The following is a 25,365-nucleotide window of genomic DNA, read 5'->3' as shown; positions in this document are numbered from 1 at the left end:
CTTATATTAAAACTGCTAACCTCAGCAGGAATATAGCCGGTATGTGCTTTTACTCAGGATGCCAGCGTCATGCCCGCCAGTTTGTGCCAGTAACCGTTACAATCACTGCCTTTCGCGACCATTAGTGGTGCCTGACCCTTTTCATTGGCGCGGAAACGGTCAATCTCCGCCAGCGTCGATCTGTCCTGTGGAGAGAGTCGTACGCAGTCGACCTGGTCGCGCATGCCCGCCAGATCATTGCCCAGGTTGTAGCAGTAGCCACTCATGGTCTGAATACCATTAAGGACGAACACCTGTTGCCCCTCCTGGGAGTTGACGCGACGGCCTTTCGGGTAGTTGATGCAGCAGGTTTCACAATCGTCTTTAGCGCGGTTTTCCGAGCGGGCGGTGAAGCAGCGCGCTGAGAGCGCCAGCGGCAAATGACCGTAGCCCAGCACTTCCACCTCAAACTGCTGCCGGATACCTCGTGTCTCGCACTGCTCCAGAAGCTGTAGCAGCCAGTCCCGCGACATTTCCACCGGCATACACCAGCGGGTCATACCCTCTTTGACCAGCAGTTGCAGCGTGTCGGCGTTATAGACATTGAGCGTCGGGCCAGCGACAAAAGGCAGGTGGCGCTCAGCAGCCATGTTTACCGTGCCAATATCATTGGCTTCAATCAGGAACTCACCGTTCTCTACGTAACGCTGCAACTCTTTCAGCTCAGAGGGCGACTGCAGCAGCGCCAGCGTGCTCAGCACCACCTGTTTGCCGCTGGCCGCCACGTCGCGTGCCAGCGCCATCCAGCGGGCATAGGGGGTAGCACGGCGTTTACTGCATACTGCTTCGCCGAGGTAGACAATATCCGCGCTACTGCAGGCAGCCTGCTGGTAAAAATCTTCCAGTGTATCGGTCGGCCAGTACCAGAGCACCGGCCCAAGGGCATATTGCATCATGACTCCTTATTGCCATTCACGGTGATAAGCACCCAGCGTGGTTTGCGTGCCTTCAGAGAGATCGCCCAGCGTCTGCATCCACTGTGGCGCGACTTCAAACTGTTCCGGCTGCGCCTGGCAGCGATCGATCGCCTGACGCCAGACGCGCGCCACGTCAGCGACATAGGCGGGACTGCGCTGACGGCCTTCGATTTTCACCGAGGCGATGCCTGCGCGCAGCAGCTCTGGCAGCAGCTCCAGCGTGTTCAGGCTGGTGGGCTCTTCCAGCACATGATAACGCTGCTCGTCAACCTCATACCGTCCTTTGCACAACGTCGGATAACCCGCGCTTTCGTTAGCAGCGTAACGATCAATCAGCACTTCATTAAGACGTGACTCCATGCCCTGTGGCGTCTGCTGCCAGCGCACAAACTTTGCCGGGGAGCAGGCACCTGCGCTGTTAGGCGATTCGCCGGTCAGCCAGGAAGAGAGATAGCAGCGGCCTTCCGCCATAATGCACAGGCTGCCAAAGGCGAAAACCTCCAGCGGTACCGGCGTACTGCGCGCCAGCTGTTTAACCTGATGAATCGACAGCACGCGCGGCAGCACCACACGCTGCAGGTTGAAGTGACGGTGATAAAAGCGAATCGCCTCCAGATTGGTCGCCGAAGCCTGTACAGAAAGATGACGTTCAACCTGTGGATAGTGCGTCGCGGCATACTCCAGCGTGGCGATATCGGCCAGGATCAGCGCATCGGCCCCGTTTTGCGCTGCCACATCAATCGCCCGCTGCCAGCGGTTCATGCCATCAGGATGGGCAAACGTGTTGATCGCGACATGCAGTTTGCGGCGATGCTGATGCAGATAGCGTGCCGCTTCAGCCAGCTTTTTATCGGTGAAATTCAGACCCGCAAAGTGGCGGGCATTGGTGTCATCTTTCAGCCCCGCATACACTGCATCCGCGCCATTCTCTACGGCGGTGCGCACTGCGGGTAAGTTGCCTGCCGGGCAGAGCAGTTCCATAGGTGTTCCTCTCAACATGCAGATGGGCGTTGAGTCTAGGCATCTGGTGCGGGTAGCGTGTTGATTTGAGGCAGTGAAATTCCAATTCATCCGCCCTGGCGGCGTTTTTTTCCCTCTTTTCGCAGCGGTTTTTATTGATCTCAGAGGAGGCGTGCTGAAAAGGATATGGCAATATACGTAAAATTTTCTAAAGGGAGTGATGAAAGTGTTAGAGCGGATACATGCCCACTTTGTAAAAAATGGTCCAAAAATCTTAGGGTTACCTGCGGCACTCACCCCATTCCCGGTCAAGAAGTTGCTTCTGCAACAACTCTTAAACTGGCAATTTCATGATGCTTTGGCTGAAGGTGAGTTAGACTTTCTGGATGGTCGCCTGCTGGGTATCGAGATTGCCGATCTCAATCTGCAATGGATAACCACGCTGCAGGACGGCCGACTGGCGGTATTGCATCAGTCCGAAGCGGATGTCTGGTTTCGGGGCAATGCCAATGATCTGTTGCTGGTGGCAGCACGTAAAGCAGACCCCGACATGCTGTTCTTTCAACGCCGGCTGGTGATTGAAGGTGACACTGAACTGGGACTTGAGGTGAAGAACGTAATGGATGCTATTGAACCCGAGGCTATGCCCACCGCGTTACGCACGGCCATTGAACAGATGGCGGCATTTGTCGACGCCGGCATGAAACAGGACGCGAAGGCCGCACAGGCGCGCGCAGGTGCCGCATGTTAATCCGTAGCGAAATTGGTGTTGATGCCGCAGGCATCGACGCGCTGCTCAGACGCTGCTTCAGTACCTCAGCAGAGGCGGAACTGATTCAGACGCTGCGTGAAGATGGCCTGCTAACCTTAGGCGTGGTCGCCACTGATGACGAGGGACAGGTGCTGGGTTATGCCGCATTCAGTCCGGTCAGCATTCAGGGTGAAGATCGCGGCTGGGTTGGCCTGGCTCCGCTGGCCGTCGATGAAACGCTGCGCGGCCAGGGTATTGCCAGCAAACTGATTTATGAGGGGCTGGATACGCTTAATGAATTTGGCTACAGCGCTGTGGTCGTGCTGGGTGCTCCGGCATTGTTCAACCGTTTTGGTTTTGAACCGGCTGCACGTCACGGCCTGCGCAGCCGCTGGCCGGGCACAGAGGCTGCGTTCCAGGTCTACCGTCTGGCGGATAATGCCTATGACGGCGCGGAAGGGCAGATTGACTACGCCGACCCTTTTAATCGCCAGCGGTAATACTCAGCCAGCTTTCCAGACTCATCGGCTGACCCGCCACCAGCAGTAATTTCTGCTGACGGGTCAGTTGCTTAACCTGATATTCCAGTCTGGAGGCGCTGGCACGATCGCCCGCTTCACAGTGAAACACCAGGTCCAGCGGCCCTTTGCCGCGCAGTGCGCGGGCACCGCGTCCGCTCTGGTGCTCAGCGACCCGGCGTACCACATCAGTGGTGATGCCGGTGTACAGGCTCCCTTTCGCCGTACGGACGATGTAGAGTTGCCACTGCTGACTCATCGCAATCATTTCCCAAAAAAAGGTGCCGGGCAGTGTAGCGCGCTTCACTCTTCGGCGCACCGTCAGGAGTTTATCTTGTCCGAACACGCCCATCTGGTTCGCTACCTCAGAAAGCAGCATGTGCTTTCACTCTGCTGTACCTTCGACGATCAACTGTGGTGCGCTAATTGCTACTACGTCTTTGATGAGATGCGTATGGCTTTTTGGATCATGACCGAACCCGATACCCGCCATGGTGAGTTAATGCTGCAGAATTCGCAGGTTGCAGGCACCGTTAATGGCCAGCCCAGAAGCGTGCTCCTGATTAAAGGGGTGCAATATCGTGGCCGTATCACCCGGCTGGAGGAGGAAACAGAGAAGGTCGCCCGAGCCGCTTACCAGAAACGTTTTCCGGTCTCACGCAAAGTGTCGGCACCGTTATGGGAGATTACGCTGGATGAGATGAAGATGACGGATAATGCACTGGGATTCGGGAAGAAAATTGCCTGGCAGCGGGAGAAATAAAAACGCCCTTTTCAGCAGAAAAGGGCGTAGCGAGTTTACAGCGCTTCGAGTATCCGCAGGGATTCACGATTAAAGGCCGGTAAATCGGCTGGAGTACGGCTGGTGACCAGCTTATCGCTGTCTACCACCACTTCCAGGTCATGGAAGTCAGCACCGGCATTGATCAGGTCAATGGCAACGGCTTTAACGGTGGTCATCTTGCGACCGCGCACGCCATTAGCGCTAATCAGCAGCTGTGGCCCGTGGCAGATGGCAAAGATTGGCTTGCCGCTGGCAACAAACTCTTTGGTAAAAGCCACAAAACGATCGTCACCGCGCAGGGCATCAGGCGAGTGGCCGCCTGGCAGCAGCAGGGCATCAAATTCCGCCGGGCTGACATCATCAATGCTACGATCGATGGTCACTTCCGCTTCGCCTTTTTTGCCTTTAACGACATTGCCGGCTTGTTTCTCAATGGTAACCACCTCAAAACCAGCGCGTTTGTAAATCTCAGCGGGTGAGGTAAATTCTGAGTCTTCAAATTCATCGGTAATCAAAACCGCCACTTTCTTGCTCATTTTTTTCCTCCTTAAAACGAGTGGAGCGCGAGCCGCGCTATCCTGATAACAATGTAAGTCTGGTCGCTGAGGGTGAGAACGCAAGCCAGCCCGTTAAGATCAGCTATCTTTTAACCTGTCAGCAGTGAAATAAGGACGAATCTGAGATGAATCGCGTATTACTGACCGGTGCTACCGGCTTAGTCGGGTCGCATCTGCTGCGCTTACTGATTGAGGATCCGCGCGTCGATGAGATCATCGCACCAACCCGCCGACCCTTGCCAGCGATGCATAAAGTGGTTAATCCGGTTGAAGCCGATCTCACGGATGTGCTGGGGCCGCTGCAGAGTTCGCTGGATACGGTGTTCTGCTGCCTGGGCACCACGCGTAAGCAGGCGGGCAGCAAACAGGCCTTTATCCACGTCGATTACACCCTGGTGGTGGACAGCGGGTTAAGCGGATTACGTTTAGGGGCGAAGCAGATGCTGGTGATCAGCGCGCACGGTGCCCATCGTCACTCACCATTTTTATATAATCGCGTCAAAGGCGAAATGGAGAATGCGCTGCGCCATCAGGGCTGGCCACACCTGACGCTGGTGCGGCCTTCATTGCTGTTAGGTGATCGCGCGCAGAAGCGCCGGGGTGAAAGCCTGATGGCACCGATGTTTTCACTGCTGCCAGGAAACTGGCGGGCGGTGCATGCGCGCGACGTGGCACGCTGTCTGCACCAGCAGGCTTTCACGCAGGGTGGCGAGCGCGTCACTGTCATTGAGTCGGGCGAAATTCCGCGTCACTCAGCGTAACTGCCAGATTATCTGGTTACGGCTGCCGCGCCATTGCAGCGTGGCATCCTTCTCTTCTTCGATAAAACGGCCATCAATCAGCACATCGAGATAGTCCAGCACCGCGCGTTGCGCCGCATTCAGCTCCTGCATTCGATAACCGGTCCAGAGCCAGATATCTTTACCGGGACACGCCTGCCGAACCCGTTTCACCAGACGGCGAATGTGCGGCACGTTATGCGGATGTAGCGGATCGCCGCCGCTCAGCGATAATCCCTGGCGCGGAATGCGTGTGTCCTGCAAATCCGCCAGCAGTTGCTCCTCCATCGCCAGCGTAAAGGGCACGCCGGAATCGGTGCGCCAGGTGCGCTGGTTGTAGCAGCCGCGACACTGATGTTCGCAACCGGCGACAAACAGCGTGCAGCGGGTGCCAGGGCCATTAACGATATCCACATCATAGTAGCGATGGATATGCATCATCCCTGCGGCCCTTCTGCGAGATGCTTCACCCGACGCTGTACTTCCTGCTGTTTACCGGCGTTAAAGGGTCGCGCATCCGGGCTGCCCAGATAGCCGCAGACCCGCCGGGTGACGGAGACACGCGCCGGATCGTGGTTACCGCAGTTCGGGCAGGTGAAGCCGCGGCTGGTACAGGTAAACTCGCCGTTGAAGCCGCACTCGTAGCACTCATCAATTGGGGTATTCGTGCCGTAGTAAGGCACGCGGTCGTAACTGTAATCCCAGACATCTTCCAGCGCCTTGAGGTTGTGCTGCACGTTCGGGTATTCGCCGTAACAGATGAATCCGCCATTCGCCAGCGGCGGATAGGGCGCTTCAAAGTCGATTTTGTCGTAAGGATTCACTTTCTTCTCTACGTCGAGATGGAAGCTGTTGGTGTAATAGCCCTTGTCAGTGACGCCCGGCACCAGACCAAACTGCGCCGCATCAAGGCGGCAGAAGCGGTCGCAAAGATTCTCGCTTGGCGTGCTATAGAGGCTGAAACCGTAGTGGGTCTCCGCTTTCCAGCGCTCGGTTGCCTCACGCAGATAGGCAATGATCTCCACCCCTTTGGCGCGCAGTGCCGCATCATCATAAGGATGCTGATGCCCTCCGCTAAGCGCATTCAGTGTTTCGTGCAGGCCGATATAGCCCAGCGACAGGGACGCCCGGCCATTACGGAAAATGGGACCCACTTCATCATCCGCATTCAGCCGAACGCCACAAGCCCCTTCCATATAAAGAATGGGGGCAACGCGTGCTTTGGTCTTCTCCAGCCGTGCCACCCGCGTCATCAGCGCCCGCTTAGCCAGCAGCAGTCGCGCATCGAGCAGGGTCCAGAAGCGCGCTTCATCACCGCCTGCTTCTAGTGCGATGCGCGGCAGGTTCAGGCTAATCACCCCAATATTGTTGCGCCCCTCATGAATCTGTTCACCATTCTCTTCATACACGCCAAGGAAGCTGCGGCAGCCCATCGGCGTTTTGAACGAGCCAGTGACTTTAACCACCTGATCGTAATTGAGTATGTCGGGATACATCCGCTTACTGGCGCACTCCAGCGCCAGTTGCTTGATGTCATAATTAACGTCGCCCGCCCGTCGGTTGATACCTTCGCGAATGCTGAAAACCAGTTTTGGGAACACTGCTGTTTTGCGATTTTTACCCAGTCCAGCCAGTCGGTTAAGCAGAATCGATTGCTGAATCAGGCGGGCAGCCCAGTCCGTTCCCAGTCCGAAACCAAAGGTGACAAATGGGGTCTGACCGTTGGCGGTGTGCAGGGTGTTTACCTCATACTCCAGCGACTGAAAGGCGTCGTAGCACTCTTTCTCTGTACGCTGGCGCGCATACTGCTCTGCTTGCGGGATCTGCCATTGCTTAGCAATCGCCAGATGCCGGGCATAGCTCTGCTCAACAAACGGGGCCAGCACTTCGTCAATACGATTAATGGTGGTGCCGCCATAAATGTGGCTGGCGACCTGCGCGATGATCTGTGCTGTCACGGCGGTGGCGGTGGCGATCGATTTAGGTGGCTCGATCTCGGCATTGCCCATTTTAAAACCGTTGGTCAGCATGCCTTTAAGATCGATCAGCATGCAGTTGAACATCGGAAAGAACGGCGAATAGTCGAGATCGTGATAGTGGATCTCGCCGCGCTCGTGCGCCAGCACCACATCGCGCGGCAGGATCTGCTGTTGTGCGTAATGCTTTGCGACGATCCCGGCCAGCAGATCGCGCTGTGTCGGGATCACTTTGCTGTCTTTGTTGGCATTCTCGTTCAGCAGCGCCGGATTGGTCTGATCGACCAGTCCGCGAATAGCGTGGTGTAACTGGCTCTGACGATCGCGGGCAACATCGCGATCGTGGCGGTATTCAATGTAGGCGCGGGCCAGTTGAGGGTAGGGGCCCGCCATCAGCGTCTCTTCTACCGCACACTGAATTTCACGGATATCCACTTCGGGACGATCGGCCAGCCGCAATGCCACGCGCTCGGCGACCTGCGCGCACCAGGCCACATCGTCGACGTCTGCTGCTCCTGCCGCTGCCGCCACGGCCTGCTCAATACGCTGCGCATCAAAGCCTGTCCTGCATCCATCCCGCTTGATTACCACCGTCGCCATTTCTCTCTCCGTAAACTACATATGGGGGTAAAAAGGATTCTATTACCTACATGTAGTGATTGCTGAGAATTATTGCGATCTGATTTGACCTGAAACAAGGAAGCTTCAACCCGGCAGAAATTCCGACTAATGTAAAAAAATCGGGTCATTTTTCAGGTTTCCTGCAGGATTCACTGGCGGAACGGCGTGCAGCAACTTTAATCAAAGTTCTGCGCTGTCAAACCGTTGACGTTACAAGGACGCCCGCCAATGTGGTTACCCCGTTCTCTGCTTCTGCTCTCAGCCCTTAGCCCGATAACCCTGGCCAGTGCGCTGCCGCTAATGCCCTGGCCGCAACAGGTGGAGCAGACCACCAGCGGCGGCGCACTCACTCTGACGCCGCAGCTGACGCTGCAAATCTCTGGTGATCATCTGGCGGGTGCCGAAGCACGCTGGCTGGAGCGCATCAGCAATCAGACCGGCTGGCCGCTGTTACCCGCCACCCAGCCAGTGACAGCACCGACTATCCGCATCGTGATCGCTAAGGCAGTGGACCCGCTGCCGCTGCCCGATAGCGACGAGAGCTATCATTTACAGGTCGATGGCGAAGGCGTCGTGTTAACTGCGCCCGACCGTTTTGGCGCGATGCGCGGCATGGAAACCCTGCTACAGCTAATACAAAATGGCGCACAGGGCACGACTATTCCTTATGTCACCATCCACGATTACCCGCGCTTCCCATGGCGCGGTGTGCTGATCGACACTGCGCGTCACTTTATGCCGGTGGAGACGCTTAAGCGTCAGATCGACGGCATCGCCGCCGCGCGAATGAACGTCTTTCACTGGCATCTCACCGATGATCAGGGCTGGCGCTTCGCCTCCAGCCACTATCCCCAGCTGCAGCAGAAAGCCAGCGATGGCAACTATTACAGCCAGCAGCAGATGCGTGAGATTGTGAAATATGCCACCGATCGCGGGGTGCGTGTGGTACCAGAACTGGATATGCCGGGACATGCCTCTGCGCTTGCGGTGGCGATGCCTGAGCTTATCAGCGCGCCGGGAAATTATCAGATGGAGCGCGGCTGGGGCGTCTTTAAACCGCTGCTCGATCCCAGCAACGAACAGGTTTATCAGGTGATCGACACCCTGGTGGGTGAGATGGCGGCGATTTTCCCCGATCCCTGGCTGCACATTGGTGGCGATGAGGTGGATCCAGCACAGTGGAACGACTCACCCGCTATTCAGCAGTTTATGCGCGACCACGATCTGAAAGATGCCCATGCGCTACAGGCGTACTTCAATCAGCGGGTGGAAAAAATTCTGGAAGCCCATCACCGTCAGATGGTGGGCTGGGATGAGATTGCCCATCCCGATCTGCCGCGCAGCATTCTGATCCAGTCGTGGCAGGGCCAGGATGCGCTAAGTGCGCTGGCAAAAGAGAATTACCGCGGCATCCTCTCCACCGGCTTCTACCTCGACCAGCCCCAGCCTGCCCGCTATCACTACAGCAATGAGATCATGCCGCAGGGGCTTAACGGCCAGGATCGTCTGCGGCCAGGCGATCAGGCGCAGAGCTGGTCATTCACTATGCCACGGCTGAAAGGCAGCCCGGTAAAGGGCAGCTTTACGTTGATTCAGGGAGAGGCAGGCTGGCGCGGTTATATCGACTTTGATGGCAAAGCCCGGCGGATGGTCAATCAGATCAACTGGCTCTCTACCCGGCAGGTGCAATTTAGCGTGGATAGCTGGATGGGGCCGTTCCAGCCGGTGGTCACGCTGCAACAGCAGGCACTCAAGGGTTATATCGAGGTGGGCAACGTGCGTTATCCCACCAGCGGTCAACGTCTGACACAGCCGCCTGCGGGCATCGCGCCCGTGCTGCCCTCGCCAGAACAGGTACAGCAAAATCTGCTGGGTGGTGAGGCGGCGCTGTGGGCGGAAAACATCAACAGCCAGATTATTGATACCAAATTGTGGCCACGTGCCTTTGTGGTGGCTGAGCGGTTATGGTCGGCACCGAATGTCACCAACACCGACTCCCTGTATTCGCGGCTGGCGGCGATGGATAGCTGGAGCAGCATATCGGTTGGTACGCTGCAACATGCGCAGACAGAGCAGCAAATGATGCGGCTGGCCGATGGTCACGATATCGCCCCACTACGGGTTCTGGCCGAGGTGCTGGAACCGGCGCAATACTACACGCGCCAGCATCTCAAGTATCAGGCGGGCCACTACGACTACCATGAACCCTTAAACCGGCTGGCAGATGTGCTGCCCGCTGAGAGTGAAGCGGTACGCCAGCTGCAACAGCAGGTCGCCGTGTTGATCGCCAATCGTAAAAATCCGGCTGCCGCCTCTGCGGTTCGCGCCCCGCTGCAGCGCTGGCAGGACAACACCATCGCGGTGCTGCCGATGATTAACGCCAGCGCAACGCTGAAGCCGCTGGCACACAGCGTACAGCAGATTGAGGTACTGACCGCCATGGGCATCGCGCTGGTTAATGCTTACGGACGCAATCAGGCGTTTGGTGCCAGCGAAGTGGCGAAGATGCAGGCGACACTGGATGCCGCCGCCGAGGTACAGGATGAAACGGTGATTGCGCTGGTCAGGCCGCTGGAGACGCTGTTGCGTGCTTTTCAGTAACCGCGGCGTCAGGCCGGGCCGCTGACCGAGTGGCGGCGTACCAGCGTCGGGCTGAACATGTGGGTCACTTCCGGCAGCGGCAGATCGTTGGCCAGCGCCAGTGCCAGCTGGGCCGCCTGCTGTGCCATGGTGACAATCGGATAGCGGACGGTGGTAAGGCGCGGTCGCACATAACGCGAAACCAGCACATCGTCGAAGCCGATCAACGACATCTCTTCCGGCACGCGGACGCCGTTATCGCTCAGCACCGCCAGTGCCCCTGCCGCCATTGAGTCGTTGTAGCAGGCGACGGCGGTAAAACTCCTGCCGCGACCCAATAGTTCCGTCATCGCCTGCTCACCGCCTACTTCATCCGGTTCACCCCAGGTGACCAGCCGATCGCTGCACGGCAAGCCGTGTTCTTTCAGCGCATCGTAGTAACCCTGCAGGCGATCTTCGGCGTCGGAAATGGTGTGAGTCGAGCAGATAAAGGCAATATTCTGATGGCCAAGCTGGATCAGATGACGGGTCGCCAGCCAGGCACCATAGCGATCGTCAAGCGCGATGCAGCGCTTTTCAAAGCCTTTTATCAGTCGGTTCAGCAGTACCATACCCGGCACCTGCTTCATCAGCACTTCCAGTTCTGCGTCGGGGATTTTCTTGGCGTGAACCACCAGCGCTGCGCAGCGGTGACGCATCAGCTGTTCAATCGCCTGTCGCTCTTTTTGCTCATTATGGTAACCGTTACCAATCAGTAAAAAGTTCCCGGTGTTGCCTGCCACCTCATCCACGGCTTTAACCATTGCGCCAAAAAAGGGATCGGAGACGTCACCGACAATCAGCCCGAGCGTTTCGGTTGATTGCTGGGCCAGCGCGCGTGCATTGGCATTTGGGTGATACTGAAGCTGCTCCATCGCCTGGCCTACGGCCTGTCGGGAGCTGTCGCTGGCTTTGGGAGAATTATTGATTACACGGGAGACTGTGGCGACAGAAACGCCAGCCAGTCGCGCAACATCCTTTATGGTAGCCATGCGTTGACCTGCTTGGGGGAAAACGTTTACACATCGCATCAGTGTTACGGAAAAGGGCGGACACATCAACCCGGCAGAATGTCAGCGTCGTCGCAAAAGGGGCAAAATCGGACCCGCAGGCACATCTTCTGCTGAGACGTCGCACCATGTTATGCTCAATCTCCCATCAGGCTACCGTGAAAAACAACGATGAAAACCAAAGTGCCACATCTGGCGCACTGGGGCGCCTTTACCGCCGTCACTGAAAACGATCGCCTGATTGGCTGCGAACCTTTCTTCGCCGATGCCGATCCGTCGCCGATGATCCACACCATTCCCGAACTGGTCTATTCCGATAAACGCATTCGCCAGCCAATGGTGCGGCGCTCGTGGCTGAAGTCACGCGAGAAGAGCGACCGTACGCTGCGTGGCCGGGAAGATTTTGTTGAAGTCGACTGGGAAACCGCGCTGGATCTGATCGCGGAGGAGAATCGCCGCATTCGCGAGCGCTATGGTGCGTCGGGCATTTTCAACGGCTCTTACGGCTGGTCATCGGCCGGTCGCGTCAATCATGCCCGCACGCTGGTTCGTCGCTTCTACTTTCAGGGCGGCGGCGGCGTTGATCAACAGGGTAACTACAGCTGGGGCGCTGCGCAGTTCTTCCTGCCCTATGTGATTGGCACCTATATGCCGCTGACCGGGCGCGTTACCGAATGGCCGCAGGTGGTGGATCATGCAGAAATTTTTGTCGCCTTTGGTGGTCTGGCGCTGAAAAACGCCCAGGTCGCCTCGGGTGGTGCAGGGCAGCACAGCCTGAAACCGGCGTTAATGCAGCTGGCGGCAAAAGGTACGCCGGTGATCAACATCAGCCCGATGCGCGATGACTGTCCGGAATTTGTTAACGCCGAGTGGATCCCAATACGCCCTAATACCGATGTGGCGCTGATGCTGGCGCTGGGTCATGAGATTACCCAGCGTGGCGCGGTTGACGAAGCGTTTCTCGCCAGCCATTGCACCGGCTGGCCGCAGCTGCGCGCCTATCTGCTGGGCGAGACGGACGGCGTGGCGAAAACGGCCGGCTGGGCCAGTCGCATTACCGGTATCCCGGCCGATCGCATTGTGCAGCTGGCGCAGCAACTTACCGGTAAGCGCAGTTTTATCACCTGTTCCTATTCCGTTCAGCGCGCCCATCGCGGTGAACAGCCTTACTGGATGATGATTGCGCTGTCGTCGATGCTCGGTCAGCCTGGCCTGCCTGGCGCGGGCTTCTCCTTTGGTCACGGTTCGATGAACAGCGTCGGCAACCCACGCCAGGAGGGACCAGCCCCGATGATGAGCACCGGCCCCAATCCTGCCGGGCTGTCGATTCCGGTGGCGCGAATCAGCGATATGCTGCTCAATCCCGGCCAGCCTTACCGCTTCCAGGGCGAAACTCTGCACTATCCCGACATTCATATGGTGCACTGGGCGGGCGGCAATCCTTTTCACCATCACCAGCAGCTGAACCGGCTGGTGGAGGGCTGGCAACGCCCCGATACGGTCGTGGTGCAGGATATCGTCTGGACGCCCGCCGCGCAGATGGCGGACATTGTGCTGCCCGCCACCACCACGCTGGAGCGCAATGACATCGGCGGCTCCTCACGTGATCGCTTTGTGCTGGCGATGCATCAGGCGATTAAACCGCAGCATCAGGCGCGCAATGACTTTGATATCTTTGCCGATCTCGCAGAGCGCCTGGGCTACCGTGATACCTTCACCGAAGGGCGCAACGAGATGCAGTGGATTGCGCACCTCTATCAGCAGTGCGCGACCGCACACCAGCGCAAAGGCATCGACTTCCCTGAATTTGAGGCGTTCTGGCAGCGCGGTTTTGTAGAAATCCCCGAAGGTGGCAAGCCCTATCAGTTTATGGATGATTTCCGTGCCGATCCACAGGCGAATCCAATCAACACCGCCAGCGGCAAAATAGAGCTCTTCAGTCAGACCATTGCGGATTACCAGCTGGACGATTTCGCCGGCCATCCGGAATGGCGTGAACCGCAGGAGTGGCTCGGTTCGTCGGTCAGCCGCGATTATCCGTTGCATATGATCTCGATTCAGCCGTCCGACCGTTTACACAGCCAGCTGGATGCCACCAACACGGTGCAGGGCAATAAAACTGCCGGACACGAAACCCTTTACATGCATTCGCACGATGCGGCAGCGCGCGGGCTGGTGGAGGGCGACGAGATTGAGGTAAGCAACGCGCGCGGCGTGATGCTGGCGGGCGTGCGGATCACGGAGGGCGTGACGCAGGGCGTGGTGATTATCGCCACCGGCGCCTGGTTTGATCCCGGCTTCGGCAGGGTGTGGCAGCCACATGATCGCGCGGGTAACCCCAACGTGCTGACGCTCGACATCGGGACCTCGTCACTGACGCAGGGGCCAAACGCCATGAGTTGCCTGGTGGAAATCAAAAAACATCAGGATTGCACAATAGCGTAAGGATCTCATGGCTGGTTACATTTTGCCGGTAACTGTTGCGTTTGAGTGATGGCAGCCGATCAATCCCCCTTGCTACAGTCAGGGTCCCAGAGGTATTGATGGGTGAACATCAATAAATTTTTTTGATTACACCAACCTGCGCAGATGCGCAGGTTTTTTTTGCCCAAAATTTGCTGCCGATAACGAACTGATACACAGTTTTCCTGTTATACGGCCAGCGCTTTCTTTATAACTGCTGGCACTTACCCCTTTCTCTTTATTTTGCGCAGCGGAATGCCATGCCCCGGATTAAAAAACTACTGGGAAAAGACCAGATAAAAGCGCCGTTTAACCCTTTTCGTTTTCGGCTGATCTGCCTGGGTGTCATGACCTGTCTGGTGGTGTTGCTGGCGCGCGTAGCGGACCTGCAGTTCCTGAATCAGCCGATGCTGGAGCATGAAGCAGATCAGCGATCGCTGCGTACGGTGACACTGCCCACCAGCCGCGGAACCTTGCTGGATCGTAACGGTGAAGCGCTGGCGCTTAGCGTGCCTTCGCGCGACGTCATCGCCGATCCGCAGCGCGTGCTGGAGAGCAACCCGGATTTTACCAGTGTTAAATGGACCTACCTTGCTGCGGCGCTTAACACCCGTTCCGAAGAGCTGGCCGCACAGATCACCGCCAACCCGAAACGTCGCTTCCTCTATCTGGGGCGTAAAGTCGAACTGGGCATCGCCAAAGACATTAAAGAGCTGAAGCTGAAAGGCATCAGCGAAGTCTATGACGACAGCCGTTTCTATCCGATGAGCGAAGCCTCTGCGCCGCTGATCGGCATCGTGGGGGCGGATAACGTCGGTCTGAACGGACTGGAAAAAGGCTTTGATAAAGTGTTGCAGGGCGAGCCGGGCAAAGAGGTCTATCGTCAGGATGCGGCGGGCAATATCATCGCGATGATCAACTACCAGCCGCCGACGCAGCCGCCGACGGTGCAGCTCAGCATCGACAAATATGACCAGTACACGCTCTACAGCAAACTGCGTGATGGCGTGCTGATTAACAAGGCGGATTCGGGTGCCGCCGTGCTGGTGAAGATCGACACCGGCGAGATTCTGGCAATGGCCTCCTATCCGTCGTTTAACCCCAACAACTATGAAGGGGCCACTCCGGCGCAGATGCGTAACTCTGCCATCAATGACAGCTATGAACCGGGATCAACCGTCAAGCCGTTAGTGGTGATGGAAGCGCTGGAGCGCCACCTGGTGCGCCCGGACTCGGTGATCGACACCACGCCTTACAGCGTTAACGGCCACCTGATCCGCGACGTCGGCCACTGGCCGCGCCTGACCATGACCGGCATTTTGCAAAAATCGAGCGACATCGGGGTATCACACCTCGCACTGGCGATGCCCGCCGAAGCGCTGGTGAATACTTATCATGCGTTCGGCCTGGGCAAACCGACCGGATTAGGGCTGACTGGCGAAAGCGTCGGTTACTTTCCGTTGCACCGCACCCGCTGGGCCGATATTGAGCGGGCCACTTTCTCCTTTGGCTATGGCCTGCGAGTGACGCCACTGCAGATTGCCCGCGAATACGCCACGCTCGGCTCTTATGGCATTTACCGTCCGCTGTCGATCACCCGCGTCACGCCACCGGTCATGGGACGGCAGGTGGCTAATCCGGAAACGGTGAAAGAAGTGGTGCATATGCTGGAGAGCGATGTCCTGCCGGGCGGAACCGGGCTGAAAGCAGCTGTACCGGGCTACCGTCTGGCGACCAAAACCGGTACGGCTGAAAAAATGGGCGCCAGCGGCAAATATGATGGCGGGTACGTCAACTATACCGCTGGTCTTGCTCCAGCCAGCCATCCTGAAGTAGCACTGGTGGTTATGATCAACCATCCGACGGCGGGCGATCACTTTGGTGGCTCGGTTGCCGCACCGGTATTCGGTAATATCATGGGGCCGGTACTGAAACACATGAACATTGCGCCGGATGCCATCTATACCAAACCACCGGCCAATCCTCCGGTTAAATCCTAGAAAAATCAGAGTGTAAGCGAGGTGTGAAAGAGATTCACAACTCGTTACACTTACCATAATTTGGTTGCGTTTTCCCGCTTTTTTCGCGAGGTCAATCAGTGCGAGGATAGCTGCCCCAGAGGGATTAATAAGTGTGATAGCAACACCGCTTCGGCAGTGAGAATCCTGTTATTACACCAATCCACGCAGATGCGTGGTGTTCTTTTGCCTGGCTAACCCTGGCATTCCCACTGTAAAAACAGTCGCTAAATCATCATTGTTCTTAACGAAATCCTGACAGTTTACCAATAGAAAGGCGTGCCGCCTTTCACCGATAATGGCCGCCGTGAAGCCTGGCGGTTTTTTGCTCGCCGCAATGGGTTTTCACTGCCGCATTCCGCACGTTCCGGGATTTCTTTTTTTGCTTATCTGAAGAGTTTGACGATGACTCACCTTTCTCGCCCGGCGCGTACTTTTGGGCTTAAATGGCTGCTCCTGTTACTGGTGGCCACGATTATCGCTGGCATTATCTGGCGTCTGCTGTCGGCGGGTCACGGGCCGGGCGAGGGGATGCCGCCGGGCAAGCCCGGTACGCCTGGCTCGATGGGTGGAGGGGCGACGCTGGTACACAGCGGTGTCGCCAGCACGGCGGATGTGCCGGTATGGCTGAATGCGCTCGGCACGGTGATCCCCAACGCCAGCGTGACGGTGACCAGCCGGGTTGATGGCCAGTTGGAACAGGTTTTCTTTACCGAGGGTCAGAAGGTCAGTGCCGGGCAGTTGCTGGCGCAGATCGATCCGCGCAGCTATCAGGCGACGCTGAACCAGTATCAGGGCGAACTCAGCGAAAATCAGGCGCTGCTGAAAAGCGCCGAGCTGACGCTGGCGCGCTACCGCAAACTGGCGGCGCAGGATGCGCTGGCGCGCCAGGATCTGGACAGCCAGATTGCCACCGTCGGGCAGTATCGCGGTGCCGTCGCCGCCGATCAGGCACAGATCGCCAGTGCGAAGCTGAGCATTGAATATGCCCGCATCACGGCACCGATCAGTGGACGCGTCGGCCTGCGGCAGGTCGATCCCGGTAACATGGTACAAACCTCTGACAGCACCGGTCTGGTGACTATTACTCAGATGCAGCCCGCCGCCGTGACCTTCAGCGTGCCACAAAGCGAAATCCCGACCCTGGTCAGCGTACTGCATCAGGGGAAGAGCCTGCCCGCCACGCTGTTTGATCAGGAAAACCAGCATCAGATCGGCAGTGGCGAAGTGAAGTTCATCAGCAACCAGATCGACACCGCCACCGGCACCGTGGCGCTGAAAGCGGTGTTTGCCAACCAGGATGAGTCACTGTTTGCTAACCAGTTTGTCAATCTGCGGCTGCAAACCCAGGTGCTGAAAGGCGCGACGGTGATCCCGGCGCAGGCGCTGCAGTTGAGCAGCGACGGCAGCTTTGTGTTCGTGATCAATCAGGACCACAGCGTCACGCGCAAAGCCGTCACCACCGGCCCCACTTTCGGTGACGATCAGCAGGCGATCCTCAGCGGCGTGTCGCCGGGCGATCGACTGGTCACCGAAGGGATCGATCGTCTGACCAGCGGCAGCAAAGTGTCGCTGGCGGATGAGACGCCCGCTACCGGTGCTGTGTCGAAATGAATCCATCACGCCTGTTTATTCTGCGTCCGGTCGCCACCATTCTGCTGATGGTCGGTGTGCTGATCGCGGGCATCTTTGCTTATAAATTCCTGTCGACCTCGGCGCTGCCGCAGGTCGACTATCCGACTATTCAGGTCACCACGCTTTATCCCGGCGCCAGTCCGGATGTGATGGCGTCGTCAGTCACGTCGCCGCTGGAGCGGCAGTTAGGGCAGATGGCGGGGCTGAGCCAGATGAGCTCCACCAGCGCCAGCGGCTCGTCGATTATTACTCTGAAGTTTAGCCTCGATCTGTCGCTGGATGTCGCCGAGCAGGAGGTGCAGGCGGCGATCAATGCGGCGAATAACCTGCTGCCCGACGACCTGCCTAATCCGCCGACCTATAAAAAGGTCAACCCGGCGGACAGCGCGGTGGTGACGCTGGCGGCCAGTTCCGACACTCTGCCGCTGACTGGGGTGCAGGATCTGGTGAATACCCGGGTGGCGCTGAAGCTGTCGCAGATTTCGGGTGTCGGCATGGTGACACTGGCGGGCGGTCATCAGCCAGCAATCCGGGTGCAGATGAATCCTCAGGCTCTGGCGGCGCATCATCTGACGCTGGAGGCGGTGAATACGCTGATTGGCAACAGCAACGTCAATGGCTCCAAAGGCGGCTTTGACGGTAAATATCATTCAGTGACCATTGACGCCAACGACCAGCTGCGCACTGCTGAAGAGTACGGCAACCTGATCCTCAGCTATGAGAATGGTGCTGCGCTGCGCCTGAAAGATATCGCTCATATCGAACAGGGTCCGGAAAACAGCTTCCAGTCGGCATGGGCCAATAACCAGCCGGCGATTGTGATCAGCGTGCAGCGCCAGCCGGGGGCTAACGTGATCCAGGTGGTAGACAACATTAAGGCGCAACTCCCTGCGCTGCAGGCGGCACTGCCGGATGGCGTGAAGATGACGATTCTCTCCGATCGTACTCAGACCATTCGCGCCTCGATCAACGATGTACAGTTTGAGCTGATGCTGTCGATTGCGCTGGTAGTGATGGTGACCTTCCTGTTCCTGCGCAATGTCGCGGCAACGCTGATTCCCAGCGTGGCGGTACCGCTGTCACTGGTCGGCACCTTTGGTGTGATGTATCTGGCCGGTTTCAGCCTTAACAACCTGTCGCTGATGGCGCTGACTATCGCTACCGGCTTTGTGATTGATGACGCCATCGTGGTGGTGGAAAACATTTCACGACGGCTGGAGCAGGGCGAGTCACCGATGGAGGCGGCGCTGAAAGGCTCACAGCAGATTGGTTTCACCATTATCTCACTGACCTTTTCGCTGATTGCAGTGCTGATCCCGCTGCTGTTTATGGGCGATGTGGTCGGGCGACTCTTCCGGGAGTTCGCGATTACCCTGGCGGTGGCGATTCTGGTATCAATGTTAGTGTCACTGACCCTGACGCCGATGCTGTGCGCTTATCTGCTGCGTCACATTCCGCCAGAGCAGCAGTCGGTGTTTGCCCGCAAGGGCGGCGAGCTGTTTGACAATCTGGTACGCGGCTATGATCGGCTGCTGACCGTGGTGCTGAACCATCAGAAGCTGACGCTGCTGGTGGCGCTGGCGACCTTCGGCCTGACGGCGCTGCTCTATCTGGTGGTGCCAAAAGGTTTCTTCCCGACCCAGGATACCGGGCTGATTCAGGGCATTACCGTTGCTTCACAGGATGTCTCGTTCAAGGCCATGGCAACGCGGCAGCAGGCGCTCTCTAAGCTGATCCTGAAAAACCCGGCGGTGGAGAGCGTGTCATCGACTATCGGTATCGATGGCACGAATACCAGCCTCAACAGCGGGCGGTTGCAGATAAACCTTAAGCCGTTTGCCTCGCGTGATGTGAAGGCGGATGAGGTGATTAAACAATTGCAACAGGCAACGGCCGACGTGGCGGGTATCCGGCTCTATCTCCAGCCGGCGCAGGATCTCACCGTCAACGATCAGGTGTCGCCGAGTCAGTATCAGTTCACACTCGACGATGCTGACAGTGAAAATCTGGTCAGCGCTTCACCGAAACTGGTCGCGGCGTTGCAGCAGCGGCCCGAGTTTAATGGTGTGGTGAGTAATCTGCAGGATCAGGGGCGTGTCTCTTACGTTGAACTGAATCGCGACAAGGCAGCGCGCTTCGGTATCACCGCGTCGGACGTGGATACCGCACTTTATAACGCTTTTGGTCAGCGTCTGGTGTCGACCATTTTTACCCAATCGAATCAGTATCGGGTCGTACTGGAAGTGGCACCGGCCTATCAGCAGGGCCCGGCGTCGTTTGATGAGGTTTATTTGCAGCCGTCCTCCAGCAGCAGTTCGTCGTCGTCATCCACCAGCACGGCTTCATCAACCTCCACATCCTCATCAACGTCAGCATCCACCTCATCCTCTGACACCACCACCACCAGCAGCGGGATGGTGAAACTCACTGCTATCGCCACTATTCATCAGCGCACCGGCTCGCTGATGCACATGCGGCTGAACCAGTTCCCGGCGGTAATGATCTCTTTCAACCTTAATCCGGGCTATTCGCTGGAGGATGGACAGCGGGCGATAGCGGAGGTGCGGCAGCAACTGCATCTGCCGGAGAGTACCACCCTGCGTTATCAGGGAGAAACCTCGGCGTTTCAGAGCGCCACCGGCAATACCCTGTGGCTGATACTGGCAGCGCTGATCACCATGTATGTGGTGCTCGGCATCCTTTACGAAAGCTTTATTCATCCGGTCACTATTCTCTCTACGCTGCCTTCCGCGGCGGTGGGCGCGCTGCTGACGCTGCTGCTGGCGGGCACCGAATTCAGCCTGATTGCGCTGATTGGGGTGATCCTGCTGATCGGCATCGTGAAAAAGAACGCCATTATGATGATCGACTTCGCGCTGGAGGCGGAGCAGCAACAGCACCTCAGCGCGCGAGACGCGATTCATCAGGCCTGCCTGCTGCGTTTCCGGCCGATTCTGATGACGACGATGGCGGCACTGCTCGGTGCGTTACCGCTGATGCTGGCTTCCGGCTCGGGCGCAGAGTTGCGACAGCCGCTGGGGTTGGTGATTGTCGGCGGGCTGATTGTCAGTCAGGTGCTGACGCTCTTCTCCACGCCGGTGATCTACCTCTGGTTTGATGCGCTGGCACAGCGCGGCAATGCCTGGGTGAAACGTCGCCAGCATCAGGCCCGGAGCGGACAATGAATCTGACCCGGTTGTTTATCTTTCGTCCGGTGGCGACGCTGTTGCTGACGCTGGCAATCCTGCTGCTCGGCGCGCTGGGCTACCGGCTGTTGCCGGTGGCACCCCTGCCGCAGGTCGATTTCCCGACCATTATGGTCAGCGCTAGCCTGGCCGGAGCCAGCCCGGAAACGATGGCGGCGACGGTCGCCACCCCACTGGAACGGTCGCTGGGGCAGATTGCCGGTATCAGCGAGATGACCTCCAGCAGTTCGCAGGGCTCCAGCAGCATCATCCTGCAGTTTGAGCTGGACCGCGATATCAACGGCGCGGCGCGCGACGTGCAGGCGGCGATTAACGCGGCGCGCAGCTTACTGCCGAGCGCGATGGCGTCGCTGCCGACCTATCGCAAAGCCAACCCTTCAGATGCGCCGATTGTGATGCTGGCGCTGACCTCTGCCACCCGCACGCCAGGTGAGCTCTACGATCTGGCGGAGAGCAAAATCGAACAGGCGATGGGGCAGGTGCAGGGCGTGGGCGAAGTGTCGCTGATGGGCAGCGCCTTACCGGCGGTGCGGATTGATCTGCAACCGCTGAAGCTGATCCACTATGGCATCTCGCTGGAGACGGTACGCGCCGCCGTTGCCAACAGCACCACCAATCTGCCCAAAGGGATCTTACAGGGCAGTGACCAGTCGTGGCTGGTGGACAGTAATGGTCAACTGGAGAAGGCCGCCAGTTATCGCGATCTGATCGTCACTTATCAGCAGGGCAATGCGGTGCGGCTGCGCGACGTCGCCACGGTCTATGACTCGGTAGAAGATCGCTATCAGGCGGGATTTCTTAATGCCACGCCTGCGGTCATGATCGGCATCAAACGTCAGGCGGGTGCCAACATGCTGGAAACCATCGACGCGATAAAAGCGCAGTTGCCGTTGCTGGAAAAAAGTCTTCCTGCTGATAGCCAGCTGAAAGTGGTGGTTGATCGTTCGCCTGGCGTGCGTGCCTCGCTGTATGACACCGAAGAGACGCTGCTGATTGCGGTGCTGCTGGTGATTGCGGTGGTATTTATTTTCCTGCGCAATCTGCAGGCGGTGATCATTCCGGCGCTGGCCTTGCCGGTGTCGCTAATCGGCACCTGTGCGGTGATGTACCTGCTCGGTTACAGTCTGGATAACCTGTCGCTGATGGCGCTGATTATCTCCACTGGCTTCGTGGTGGATGATGCAATTGTGGTGCTGGAGAACATCACCCGTCATATTGAGCGCGGGCTGAGCCCGCTGCGGGCGGCTCTGCGCGGGGCGCAGGAGGTGAGCTTCACCGTGCTGTCGATGACCGTGTCACTGATCGCCGTGTTCATCCCGATCCTGCTGATGGGCAGCATTGTCGGGCGGCTGTTCCGCGAATTCGCCGTGACGCTCACCGTGTCGCTACTGATCTCGCTGTTTGTCTCGCTGAGCCTCACGCCGATGCTCTGCGCGCGCCTGCTGAAACCGAAACCGCCCGTCAGCCAGCGGCCGCATCCGCTCTATCAGTATATTGAAAACCAGCTGAATCGCCTGCTGGCTGCTTACGGGCGCGGGCTGGAGTGGGTGATGCGCCACCAGAAACTGACACTACTCAGCCTGTTGCTGACCGTTTTGCTGAATGTTTTTCTCTTCACCGTGGTGCAGAAGGGCTTTTTTCCCAATCAGGATACCGGGCTGCTGATGGGCGCGCTGCGCGCAGATCAGAACATTTCGTTTCAGGCGATGAAGCCGAAAATGCTGATGTTCACGCAGATCATTCAGGAAGATCCGGCGGTAGAGAGCGTGATGTCGTCGATGGGCAGCGGGATGTTTGGCTCCCGCAACAGCGCCAACTTCTTTGTGCGGCTTAAGGAGTTTAGCCAGCGCGATGCCACCGCCACCGAAGTGGCAAACCGGCTGACGCGTAAAACCAGTCACATCGCCGGGGCGCAGATGTTCCTGATGGCGGCGCAGGATCTGCACATTGGCGGACGCAGCGCTAACGCGACATACCAGTACAGCCTGCAGGCGGACGATCTTGAGCTGCTGCGAGTCTGGACGCCGAAAGTGCAGGCGGCGCTGGCGGCGATCCCCCAGCTTAACAGCGTGGACTCCGACTCGCAGACCGGCGGTCAGGAGGTGGAACTGACAATTGACCGTGACCGCGCTACGCGGCTTGGCGTCGACGTTGAAATGCTGGATACGCTGCTGAACAATGCGTTTAGCCAGCGGCAAATCGCCACGCTCTATCACACCCTGAATCAGTATCACGTGGTGATGTCACTGCAGGATAGCGACACCGCCAATCCGGAGACGCTGCAGCAGCTCTACGTGATTAACGACAGCGGTGACCGTGTGCCGCTTTCCGCCTTTACCCGCTTCAGCGGTGGCAACGCGCCGCTGTCGGTGGCGCATCAGGCACAGTCCGCCACCAGCACGGTAGCATTCAATCTCAATGAGGGTGTCTCGCTGGAACAGGCGCAGTTACTGATCAAACAGGCGATGGCGAAGCTGGGCCTGCCGTCAACCATTCATGCCGGTTTTGCTGGCACCGCTGCCGCTTTTTCACAGCTTACCGCGACCATGCCGTGGCTGATTCTGGCAGCGCTGGCAGCGGTCTATATCGTGCTAGGCGTGCTCTATGAGAGCTACATCCATCCGTTGACGATCCTCTCGACCCTGCCGTCGGCGGGAGTAGGGGCGATGTTACTGCTGCTGCTGACCAACACGCAACTCACGGTGATCGCGCTGATTGGTATCATCCTGCTGATCGGCATCGTGAAAAAGAATGCCATCATGATGATCGATTTCGCCATCGACGCAGAGCGGCAGCAGGGCATGTCGCCGCAGCAGGCGATCACCCAGGCGTGCCTGATGCGCTTTCGGCCCATCATGATGACCACGCTGGCTGCTTTTTTCGGCGCGTTGCCGCTGGCGCTGGGCAGCGGCGGTGATGCCGACCTGCGCAGCCCACTCGGGATCGCTATTGCGGGCGGACTGGCGCTCAGCCAGCTGCTGACGCTGTTTACCACGCCGGTTGTTTATCTTTGGCTCGATCGTCTGGGCCGTGCCACTCAACGTCAATGGCGTCGTCTGCGCCATGCGGAATCCTGATTCATGAAACCTGTTATCCCGTTTGTTGTGATGCTGCTGCTGGGCGGCTGTAGCGTCGGTCCCGACTATCAGCGCCCGGCGGTGGCGATGCCGATTCACTATAAAGAGGCCAGAGGCTGGCAGCAGGCGACACCGCTTGATGATCAGCGCAAAGGCGAATGGTGGGCGATTTATCACGATGCCACGCTGAGCGGGCTGCTGAGTCAGGTCAGTGTGTCGAATCAGAACGTGGCGAATTATGCCGCGCTGTACCGGCAGGCGCAGGCGTTGGCGGCAGAGTCACGTGCGGCGCTGTTTCCCTCGCTGGGCTATGACGGCAGCATAACGCGCAGCGGCAGCCCTGCCACTGATAGCAGCGTGCGTACCACCAGCAGCAGCCATCAGGCGTCGCTGAGTGCCAGCTGGGAGCTGGATTTATGGGGCAAACTGCGGCGCACGCTGGAGGAGAACCGCGCCAGTGCTTCGGCCAGCGCGGCCGAACTGGCCAATATCACCCTGAGCGCCCAGTCTGAGCTTGCTCAGGACTATTTCCAGTTGCGCATCATGGATCAGAAAATCGCGCTCTATCAGCAGAGCGTTGACGCCTATCAGCGCTACCTGAAAGTGATTAATAGCCAGTATCAGGCGGGCACCGCGTCGCGCGCGACCCTGGCTCAGGCACAGCTGCAGCTGGAGAGTGCCAGTGCCTCGGCGCAGGATTATCAGTGGCAGCGCGCGCAGATGGAGCACGCCATTGCGCTGCTGGTGGGTAAAGCCCCCGCCGAATTCAGTCTGAGCGCCGCGCCGCTGACGGCCACGCTGCCCGCTATGCCGGCGGGCCTGCCAGGTCAGCTATTACAGCGACGTCCCGACATCGCTTACGCTGAACGTAATATGGCCGCCGCCAATGCCGCGGTGGGTGTGGCGGTAGCCGGTTACTATCCTGACCTGACCCTGAGTGCCAGTGGTGGCACCAGCTCCTCGGTGCTGCATTCGCTGTTCTCGCTGCCGAACCGGGTCTGGTCGCTGGGGCCGGAGCTGAGCGGCACGCTACTGGACTTTGGTGCGACCTCCGCACAGGTCGATCAGGCGCGCGCCAGCTGGGATGCCAGCGTCGCCAGCTATCGTCAGACGGTGCTGACCGCGATGCAGGAGGTGGAAGATCAGCTGGTGGAGCTGAACACCCTACAGGGCGAGATCGCTGCGCAGCAGCGTGCGACTGAGGCGGCGCAGACTTCCGCGCGGGTGACACGGATGCAGTATGAGGCGGGCATGATTACCTATCTGGATGTGGCAACCACTGAAAACAGCAGTCTGAGTGCGCAGCAGAGTTTGCTGACGCTGCAGAGCACGCAGTGGGTCAGCAGCGTGGCACTGATTGCGGCGCTGGGCGGTGGCTGGCAGGCCCCCTGAAGGAGGAGCCGGTTGCCGATAATTCTGTTGTCGAACCGCATCA

18 protein-coding genes are annotated in these 25,365 nt (G+C 58.2%); 11 read left to right on the top strand and 7 right to left on the bottom strand.

All coding sequences use genetic code 11. The annotated features are described in order from the left end of the window. Positions 1–53: 53 nt before the first annotated feature. Entirely contained in the window at positions 54–932 is an 879-nt protein-coding gene (locus WFO64_RS09860; RefSeq protein ID WP_337011519.1) for a U32 family peptidase, read from the bottom strand. A 9-nt stretch (positions 933–941) separates the two neighbouring features. Beyond that, positions 942–1,937 carry a ubiquinone anaerobic biosynthesis protein UbiU gene (gene ubiU, locus WFO64_RS09855; protein ID WP_337011199.1) on the bottom strand — a complete coding sequence of 332 codons (996 nt, stop codon included), beginning with the start codon at positions 1,935–1,937 and terminating at the stop codon, positions 942–944. 205 nt (positions 1,938–2,142) lie between these two features. On the opposite strand from ubiU, the gene ubiT reads away from it, so the two are divergent. Next, entirely contained in the window at positions 2,143–2,667 is a 525-nt protein-coding gene (gene ubiT / locus WFO64_RS09850; RefSeq protein ID WP_337011517.1) for a ubiquinone anaerobic biosynthesis accessory factor UbiT, read from the top strand. After that, the gene (locus WFO64_RS09845; protein WP_337011197.1) at positions 2,661–3,167 is read left to right on the top strand and encodes a GNAT family N-acetyltransferase; all 507 of its coding nucleotides are present in this window, start codon (positions 2,661–2,663) and stop codon (positions 3,165–3,167) included. The genes ubiT and WFO64_RS09845 overlap by 7 nt, the downstream gene beginning before the upstream one ends. On the opposite strand, the gene WFO64_RS09840 is transcribed toward WFO64_RS09845, so the two are convergent. Continuing rightward, positions 3,151–3,444 (bottom strand): GIY-YIG nuclease family protein, encoded by a 294-nt coding sequence (locus tag WFO64_RS09840; RefSeq protein ID WP_337011515.1) that lies wholly within the window; start codon positions 3,442–3,444, stop codon positions 3,151–3,153. The genes WFO64_RS09845 and WFO64_RS09840 overlap by 17 nt on opposite strands. Positions 3,445–3,519: 75 nt before the next feature. On the opposite strand from WFO64_RS09840, the gene WFO64_RS09835 reads away from it, so the two are divergent. Beyond that, positions 3,520–3,948 carry a YhbP family protein gene (locus WFO64_RS09835; RefSeq protein ID WP_337011195.1) on the top strand — a complete coding sequence of 143 codons (429 nt, stop codon included), beginning with the start codon at positions 3,520–3,522 and terminating at the stop codon, positions 3,946–3,948. 35 nt (positions 3,949–3,983) lie between these two features. On the opposite strand, the gene WFO64_RS09830 is transcribed toward WFO64_RS09835, so the two are convergent. Continuing rightward, positions 3,984–4,505 carry a type 1 glutamine amidotransferase domain-containing protein gene (locus tag WFO64_RS09830; RefSeq protein ID WP_337011193.1) on the bottom strand — a complete coding sequence of 174 codons (522 nt, stop codon included), beginning with the start codon at positions 4,503–4,505 and terminating at the stop codon, positions 3,984–3,986. Positions 4,506–4,651: 146 nt separating this feature from the next. On the opposite strand from WFO64_RS09830, the gene WFO64_RS09825 reads away from it, so the two are divergent. Continuing rightward, positions 4,652–5,287, top strand: a complete 636-nt coding sequence (locus WFO64_RS09825) for an NAD-dependent epimerase/dehydratase family protein (protein ID WP_337011191.1) — start codon at positions 4,652–4,654, stop codon at positions 5,285–5,287. Here the strand turns inward: WFO64_RS09825 and nrdG are convergent. After that, on the bottom strand, positions 5,279–5,746 hold the full coding sequence (gene nrdG / locus WFO64_RS09820; RefSeq protein WP_337011189.1) for an anaerobic ribonucleoside-triphosphate reductase-activating protein: 468 nt from the start codon (positions 5,744–5,746) through the stop codon (positions 5,279–5,281). The genes WFO64_RS09825 and nrdG overlap by 9 nt on opposite strands. Then, positions 5,743–7,881, bottom strand: a complete 2,139-nt coding sequence (nrdD, locus tag WFO64_RS09815; RefSeq protein ID WP_337011187.1) for an anaerobic ribonucleoside-triphosphate reductase — start codon at positions 7,879–7,881, stop codon at positions 5,743–5,745. The genes nrdG and nrdD overlap by 4 nt, the downstream gene beginning before the upstream one ends. Positions 7,882–8,130: 249 nt before the next feature. Here nrdD and WFO64_RS09810 point away from each other — a divergent pair, with 249 nt between their 5' ends. After that, complete coding sequence (locus WFO64_RS09810) at positions 8,131–10,503, top strand: beta-N-acetylhexosaminidase (protein ID WP_337011185.1); 2,373 nt, start codon at positions 8,131–8,133, stop codon at positions 10,501–10,503. Between the two features lie 8 nt (positions 10,504–10,511). Here WFO64_RS09810 and galR read toward each other — a convergent pair whose 3' ends face one another. Continuing rightward, positions 10,512–11,513: an HTH-type transcriptional regulator GalR gene (gene galR, locus WFO64_RS09805; protein WP_337011183.1), complete on the bottom strand. Its 1,002-nt coding sequence runs from the start codon at positions 11,511–11,513 to the stop codon at positions 10,512–10,514. Positions 11,514–11,702: 189 nt separating this feature from the next. On the opposite strand from galR, the gene WFO64_RS09800 reads away from it, so the two are divergent. The 6 genes from WFO64_RS09800 (at position 11,703) to WFO64_RS09775 (ending at position 25,322) form a co-directional block, all read left to right on the top strand. Then, a complete protein-coding gene (locus WFO64_RS09800; RefSeq protein WP_337011181.1) occupies positions 11,703–13,976 on the top strand; it encodes a molybdopterin-dependent oxidoreductase in 2,274 nt (757 codons plus the stop codon). A 278-nt stretch (positions 13,977–14,254) separates the two neighbouring features. Beyond that, complete coding sequence (locus WFO64_RS09795) at positions 14,255–15,994, top strand: penicillin-binding transpeptidase domain-containing protein (protein ID WP_337011179.1); 1,740 nt, start codon at positions 14,255–14,257, stop codon at positions 15,992–15,994. A 423-nt stretch (positions 15,995–16,417) separates the two neighbouring features. Beyond that, entirely contained in the window at positions 16,418–17,626 is a 1,209-nt protein-coding gene (locus tag WFO64_RS09790; RefSeq protein WP_337011177.1) for an efflux RND transporter periplasmic adaptor subunit, read from the top strand. Beyond that, positions 17,623–20,832: an efflux RND transporter permease subunit gene (locus tag WFO64_RS09785; protein WP_337011174.1), complete on the top strand. Its 3,210-nt coding sequence runs from the start codon at positions 17,623–17,625 to the stop codon at positions 20,830–20,832. The genes WFO64_RS09790 and WFO64_RS09785 overlap by 4 nt, the downstream gene beginning before the upstream one ends. After that, the gene (locus WFO64_RS09780; protein WP_337011173.1) at positions 20,829–23,930 is read left to right on the top strand and encodes an efflux RND transporter permease subunit; all 3,102 of its coding nucleotides are present in this window, start codon (positions 20,829–20,831) and stop codon (positions 23,928–23,930) included. Before WFO64_RS09785 ends, WFO64_RS09780 begins: the two co-directional genes overlap by 4 nt. Before the next feature lie 3 nt (positions 23,931–23,933). Then, complete coding sequence (locus WFO64_RS09775) at positions 23,934–25,322, top strand: efflux transporter outer membrane subunit (protein WP_337011172.1); 1,389 nt, start codon at positions 23,934–23,936, stop codon at positions 25,320–25,322. Positions 25,323–25,365: the final 43 nt, after the last annotated feature.

Origin of the sequence: Pantoea sp. AS142, from assembly GCF_037152305.1 — a bacterium.
Classification (GTDB): Bacteria; Pseudomonadota; Gammaproteobacteria; order Enterobacterales; family Enterobacteriaceae; genus Pantoea.
Note: the sequence above shows the minus strand (reverse complement) of the source record. Positions and strands in the feature narration are given on the sequence as shown.